The sequence below is a fragment of the Arenibacter sp. F20364 genome, assembly GCF_023015905.1.
Lineage (GTDB): Bacteria > Bacteroidota > Bacteroidia > Flavobacteriales > Flavobacteriaceae > Arenibacter.
On record NZ_JALKBD010000067.1, the window covers coordinates 1 to 7,053 of the forward strand.

At 36.3% G+C, this 7,053-nt stretch carries 7 protein-coding genes; 6 read left to right on the top strand and 1 reads right to left on the bottom strand.

The window, feature by feature from the left end; translation table 11 throughout:
- Positions 1–128 precede the first annotated feature (128 nt).
- The 6 genes from MWU84_RS23385 to MWU84_RS23410 all read left to right on the top strand — a co-directional run bounded on the left by MWU84_RS23385 (position 129) and on the right by MWU84_RS23410 (position 5,519).
- Positions 129–485, top strand: a complete 357-nt coding sequence (locus MWU84_RS23385) for a helix-turn-helix domain-containing protein (protein WP_246906410.1) — start codon at positions 129–131, stop codon at positions 483–485.
- 96 nt (positions 486–581) lie between these two features.
- Positions 582–755: a hypothetical protein gene (locus MWU84_RS23390; protein WP_246906412.1), complete on the top strand. Its 174-nt coding sequence runs from the start codon at positions 582–584 to the stop codon at positions 753–755.
- A 32-nt stretch (positions 756–787) separates the two neighbouring features.
- On the top strand, positions 788–1,258 hold the full coding sequence (locus tag MWU84_RS23395; RefSeq protein WP_246906414.1) for a hypothetical protein: 471 nt from the start codon (positions 788–790) through the stop codon (positions 1,256–1,258).
- Positions 1,259–1,281: 23 nt separating this feature from the next.
- Positions 1,282–2,142: an SDR family oxidoreductase gene (locus MWU84_RS23400; RefSeq protein ID WP_246906416.1), complete on the top strand. Its 861-nt coding sequence runs from the start codon at positions 1,282–1,284 to the stop codon at positions 2,140–2,142.
- Between the two features lie 671 nt (positions 2,143–2,813).
- Positions 2,814–4,823: a helix-turn-helix domain-containing protein gene (locus MWU84_RS23405; protein WP_246906418.1), complete on the top strand. Its 2,010-nt coding sequence runs from the start codon at positions 2,814–2,816 to the stop codon at positions 4,821–4,823.
- Between the two features lie 192 nt (positions 4,824–5,015).
- On the top strand, positions 5,016–5,519 hold the full coding sequence (locus MWU84_RS23410; RefSeq protein ID WP_246906420.1) for a nuclear transport factor 2 family protein: 504 nt from the start codon (positions 5,016–5,018) through the stop codon (positions 5,517–5,519).
- 549 nt (positions 5,520–6,068) lie between these two features.
- Here MWU84_RS23410 and MWU84_RS23415 read toward each other — a convergent pair.
- The gene (locus tag MWU84_RS23415; protein ID WP_246906422.1) at positions 6,069–6,407 is read right to left on the bottom strand and encodes a hypothetical protein; all 339 of its coding nucleotides are present in this window, start codon (positions 6,405–6,407) and stop codon (positions 6,069–6,071) included.
- Positions 6,408–7,053: the final 646 nt, after the last annotated feature.

Consider the following 7,053-nt stretch of genomic DNA (forward strand, 5'->3'; position numbering starts at 1 on the left):
AACTTTTGAGATGTAACCATTGTATAAGAAGTGCCAGTGTTTTCAGTACCTGTGAGCTAAGTTGTCGTTTTATGCAGCTATGAGGTCACTAGGCCAAGAAAGTTGAAGAGAAGGCAACAGCAAATGTTTTGGATAAAGACCAAATAAAGAAACTAAAAGGCAAATTACTTTCATATTTTAAGGAAGATGAACCTTTTTTAAATCCACAATTAAACTTACAGTTCGTTGCTCAGGTTTTGGAGCTGAACAACAATAAAATATCATTTCTGATCAATCAGGCGTTTGATGTTAATTTTAATGACTTTGTTAATTCTTATCGCCTCAAACACTTTAAATTGATAGCACTCGATTCCAATAATTCGCACCTTACCATTCTTGGGTTGGCTTATGATAGTGGTTTTAATTCTAAAACCGTATTCAACACCTATTTTAAAAAAATAGAAGGGGTAACCCCTAGGGCTTGGATGAAAGCCAACTCATTGTAAATCTCGCCTATTTCGTTTCAGATTATAATTTAGAACGATTTACCTAATAATCCGGTGAATCTTTGCTGAAAATTAATAATCAAAAAACGATCAATTATGAATTCATCCATTTTAGGAGCCAAAACTTATTTAGGGAATATTCTAAATAGCATGATTGGCTTTGTGCCAGAACACGATGCCACAATTGTATTGCCGAGCCATCGGCAAGACCATACAGGCTCTCAACGCAATACCATTATCCGTCAATCATTAACGAAAGAATTTAATTAACAATAGAAAACAATCATTTAATCAATAAACTCATGAAAAAGTTAGCGTCAATAGTCACATTACTTGCATTGTCAGTAGCACATATGTATGGGCAGGAAACATCGAAACAAGCATTTGAGATCAAGGTCATTACAAGTGTAGAATCTATCATTCCGAGCGGGCTGGGACGATCACGTTTAATTTCGTCAAACGAAGAAAGGGATTACAAACAATTTACCTCTAGTAGAACAGAAGAAAACAATACCAGAAACAAATCGAAAAGAAAAGATATTAGACTTAAAAATTTTGAAGAAACGAAATTATTGAACTTTTATAACCTCGGTGGAATCCGGTTTCAAAATATAGCCGCCAATGATGCCTTGATTTCTTCAAAATTGACCGAAATGCTTTCCAAAGGTTGGGACCTGATGTTCATAACCAGTGCCGTAGAAAGCGATGCGGGGAAAAACGATGACAACGGTATTTTTATTACCCGCTATATTCTTAAAAGAAAGTTCAACTAAACCGGCGTAATATAGTTACCTAAATGAAAGATACCAACATATTATTGGCGGGCGCCACGGGCTATTTGGGCAAGTATTTATTAAAAGAACTGCTAGATAAAAAAAATCAGGTAATCGCTATTGTACGCAATCCTGAAAAGTTGCAAAATAGTAATGAAAACTATTTAGAGATAAAACAGGCCGAGGTCACCAAGCCTGAAACATTACGAGACATTTGTAAAGGAATTAACACGGTAATATCCACGGTCGGCATTACAAAACAAAAAGATGGTCTAACCTATATGGATGTAGATTATAGGGCCAATATGAATTTGCTCGAAGAAGCCAAAAAAAGTGGTGTAGCACAGTTTGTATACGTTTCTGCCATTAATGGCGACAAACATCGGGATTTAAAGATTTTTGAAGCCAAAGAGAAGTTTGTCGCTGCTTTAAAATCTTCTGGGCTCAACTATACCATAGTGCGGCCAAACGGTTTCTTTTCAGATATGGGCCACTTTTTACAAATCGCCAAATCGGGTCGAGTGTTTTTGTTTGGATCTGGCAATCAAAAATTCAACCCTATTCATGGCGCGGACCTTGCAAGGGCCATTGTAGCCGCCTTGGATGATGACAATAAGGAATTGACCATTGGAGGCCCCGATGTTCTGAGTCTTAATGATATTGCCAAACTCGCCCTGACCGCTTTGAACAAGCCCATAAAAATCGTTCATTTGCCCGATTGGTCAAGAAAACTAAGCATTCGGTGTTTAAGATCTTTCACAAGTGTTAAAACCTATGGCCCTATCGAGTTTTTTCTGACCCTGATGGCGGAGGACAATATTGCACCAACCTATGGACAGGAACATTTAAAAGATTTTTACTTAGAAGAGGCCAAAAACCTATAAGACCTTAGATAGATCAAAATAGCCTGATTCTCTAGTTATGACAGGTACTTTAGTCTTGAATTTAGCTTTTACATACGCGATAAAAATGGATTACCCGGTGGGTGATTGATTTTTTCGGCGAGATGTAGTGGTGGCCTTGTAGGCAAAATTTTCTTTTACATAATACCAGATATGGTTCTAAAGAAGCCATATCTGGTATTATGCAAAATAGTGGAGCTATACGAAAATTATGCATTTTAGGCTATTTGCCAAAACGTTATTAAATGTACTATAATGTTCCGCGCCCGCCTGAACGAATTCATTCGGGCAGGTTATGTAACTTGAGCTTTGGTAAAAAGCGAAAGTTCATTCTACAGTTTCTTCAAAAAATTTTACTCCAAAAGTTTCTTTACAATGTTAATGAAACCGAGCTCCTTTGCGAGGTTCATGAACTCCTTTAAAAAACAATGAAAACCTTGTGAATAAACACTTTTTACACGACGACGTAGGAGGGAAGTGAAATCGACGAAGGAGATTCACAAATACCTTAAAAACAATAAGCACGCCATTTGTAAATGTGTGTGGAATGGGAATAAATTGACCAAGATCAAAATGTTTTGATTTTTTCAAACAAATTCTATTGAAATTCTGTAATTTGGAATACTTCCTCCTGAAGAAATTTTAATATCGAAATGAGCACTGACGACAATCAATCAAATGATTCCCGAAAAAATTTAACACGGGAAACATTGATTGACAGACTGACTAAAGAAATCGAATCGAACTTGAACAACGACCAATTCGGAGTTGATATTCTTGCACAGGCGGTGGGTATGAGCCGTTCGAGCCTTCATCGAAAATTAGAAAAACTTCAAGGTGTTTCTACAAGCCAATTTATCAGAGAGTATCGATTAAAAAGGGCTTTAGAAATTCTGAGGCTAGAAGACGTAACGGCTTCAGAAGTTGCTTACCGAGTTGGCTTCAGTAGTGCGACCTATTTTAATACTTGTTTCCATAAATTTCATGGCTATACACCCGGTGAAGTTAAATCGAGAATTCCGATGGTTGTCGAAGAACAAGACGAAAGTTACTCTTCGAAAAAAGAGCATGGTTTAAGCATTGAAACTACTGTATCAAAATCTAAAAAAAATGATTTCAAGAATATCCTGATTCTTGTAACACTGCTCATACCTGTCACAATTGCTGCTTTATATTTTTATCATACTTCCTCTGATAAATCTGTTCAAACGGATGAAAACAATGTTATTGATGAAAAATCGATAGTCGTTCTACCTTTTAAAAACTGGACGGGCGACCCCGATTTGGAATATATTTCAGATGGTATGACCGATGCTGTGACCTCAAGGCTTACAAAGGTCAGAGCTATTGAGAAAGTGATTCCGTTTACTTCATCGCTACAATACAAGTCGACAGAAAAACCTATTAAAGAAATAGCCAAGGAGTTAGGTGTGGCGAATCTTCTTCAAGGAAATCTTCAACTTTCCGGGAATAAAATCAAAATTAATCTACAATTGATACATGGCCGTTCCAATGTGCATCTTTGGTCGGAAGAATACACTGGGGAATGGAAAAGCGACGAAATTTTTGAAATGCAGGCAGAAGTAGTCGAGGCAGTTGCCAGAAATATGAAAGCTACCATCTCTGAAAACGAGTTGGTCGCCATTAAAAAAATCCCTACTAACAGTAAACTGGCCTATGCCTATTATCTACAAGGGGAGTTTCAAAGGCTAAAAGCAAACGAATTATCCTATTCAAATGCTATCAACCTTTATGAAAAGTCAATTGCAGCAGATTCGAATTTTGTGGAACCCTATATAGAGATGGCTAATGTTTGGCATATGGGTGGGTCAGTTTGGGGTTTTTACGATCAGCAAATGGCTTGGGGTAATGCAAAGGTGTTGCTAGAACAAGCGCTGAAAATAAATCCCGACAATCAAGGCGTTGCCGAAGAACTTAATACAGGACGTTTTTTTTATGATTGGAATTTTGAACTTGTAGAGCAGTTTTATAAAAATATAGTAAGCAATTCCACTAAGGACAAGTCCTCAGTTATTTCATTAGATTACCCCATTAAAACCGGAAGACCTGAAGAAACCCTTAAGGCAGTTGAACGTTTTAGCCTAAATGATCCGTCAAATGTATTTTATCCGTTTTTTAGGGCAGAGGCCATGTTTTATATGGGTTCTGCTGATGAAGCCAGAGAAATATTAACTCGAACGGATCCCTTTTATAATGACAATTGGTTCTATTTAAGGGAGTCGGCAAAACTATACTACTATCTAGCAGAATATGAAAAGTCTAAAATCCAGCTTGAAAAAATACTATCACAATTTTCTGATTATCCGCCGATACTGATGTGGCTTAACGCAGTATACGCACAAATGGATGGCGATTCTGAACTTACCAGCACCTATTTGACAGAACTATACACCAGTTATTTTGAAAATTCATCAGGTAGCCCCGCTTGGTTTTTAGCGATGTACTATTGTACTGTAAATGATTATGAAAAAGCTATTGATTGGCTCCAAAAATCCTATGATAGACATGAGGTAGAAATGACTTGGCTAAGAGAAGAACCTTTGTTAGCCCCAATTAGAAAAGATCCACGTTACAAAGATCTCTATGAAAAAGTTGGGTTTTCTAGTATCGGAATACCGATTAAAACCTCTTCAGAAAATTAACCCTTTAAATTATCTTTTCAACATCATTTAAAGATTTTGCATCATAATTTAAATTCATGGACAAAAGCTTAACAAGCTTGCCACATGATTGTTAGGTAGCGTTTATCTCGTATTCCCATCTTTGGATTATTCAAATATTGGTGCGAGATAGTCTTGTACTTCACTTAAAAACAATCACTAAAACTTTTCATTATGAAATCAAAATTAACACTAGCTAGTATGCTGTTATTAGCACTTTTCACAACAGGTTGCACGGCTCAATCAGAAATGGCACCTGTAGATTTATTAAACGATGAATTTCCTGAATCAAAACAAGAAATAATGGAAACCATCGGCACAATTGCACAAAGTCTTAAAGACGGCGATATGGATAAGTTGATTTCCCTTCATGCCTACAGCCCAAAGTTCACCGAATTTAATAAGGGAGAACACCGTGTTGGTAGTGCAGGTAATGAGAGCTATGAACGTGAAGTTTTCGGGGCACTTACCGAAGTTGTGAAATTTGATTCTAACGATTTACAAATTGCAGTATATGGCGACGTAGCTAACGTAACCTTTCATTCTGATTTTCATTTAAAATTCGGTGAAGACCTTGTCGTGGTAAATGACCAAATATCCTTGCTATTTTTAAAAACAAGTGACGGATGGAAAATTGTTGCAGAGCACCATTCTCCTTTAAATAACGAAGATAGTTAAATTCAGACTAATTCATTTAAACTATTCAATCCTATTTTAGAACTAAAAAAAGTGATTGTCCACTATTAGGCAATCACTTTTGTTACACAAACAGATTCTTAGCGGCAACATATTTGACATAGGAATTCGCCGCAATTACTTATAACTTATCGCTATTTAATATAACGTCAAATTATGTTTCGTTTTTGAAACATAATTTACATTATGTAAAATACGATAAAATATGCGAGATTGAGTATCTCCTATATTTTATGCGAGATGGCGCGCTGGCCTAGTATTGTAAAGCCTTAAGTCAAACCAGGCCTCCCCTCAATTTTTAGTCCAGCTGTTGCACTGTCATCGGACTGTACGGACTCGTCCCAACCAATTTCCCCTATTGCGTTCTGACACCCTTTAAAATCATATTAGGATAACCCCCAGGAATAGCATACCCAATAAAAAAGCTCTGAACATAAATATTCAGAGCTTTTCTTTCTAGTTTCCCGATGATGTTTTGGTCTTTAGGTAAATGTAGTTGTTTAAACATTACCAGAAAGTACTAGAAATCATTTAATACCTTAGCATGTTGCTGTATTCCTCAACCGACTTCTGAACTTCCAAATAAGAACGAATCTGGGTCATTGTTTTTTCAAAGAGATCAATCTTTAAATCCTTTTCCCTTTTTAAGGCCTTGATCAATTCTGCATTCGTATTTTTCAAGGATTGCAAAGTATGTCTTAGGGTTTCAGATTTAATAAACAAACTATATGTGTTAGGTTCACATACATAAGAGGTCATTTTTCTTTCCAATTGGCACAGATCATTGTTCGTTCTTTCCAATTTAAGAATACATCCACTATTGGAGGGCCTGCTAATTAAATTTCTACTAATCTTTGGGGTTGTTTCCATAGGACAAGCTTTGTTTTTAGGTTTAACGATTTTTTCTTTGGTACACTCTTATATCATTTGATTTCTTGATTTGCAGCTAAAAGATACAATAAAAATCCCATTTTTATGTAAGCAAAACCCTCATTAACATTAGTTTAAAGCAAAATTAACACCTATATTTCCTCGATGTACTGAATTCTTTCTTCGACAAATGGTCCATTGGCACTGAAATCCTTGCATTTCATTGGCCTCCCCATTATAAAGCGAAGTGTTACTCCCCTACCACTCCCCTCCTGCCCCAAATCATTAATTTAACACTGACCCCAATCCTCGTGCTTTACCCTAAGCGGAGCCGAAGGCTTATAGGTAAACGTGAAACGAACAAACTACCTATTTTGAACTTCGCCTAAATATTATTGTCGGGGCTATCCTATTTCCCTTTTAAGGGGCAATTTTCTATTAACGTGAGTTTGATTTGTATTTAATTGTTTATGAGTTATTTATGATAATTTTGTCCGGTCGAGACCCAAGAAATTTTATTTTTCAAGCGGATAAAATGACATTATTTCAAGAATTTGATTTTGGGGTAAATATCAAATATGATACAGGTAGAGAGACAGTTAAAGGTATGAGTTATAAACTGAAGGTTTCCAGATCGTCATTTCGA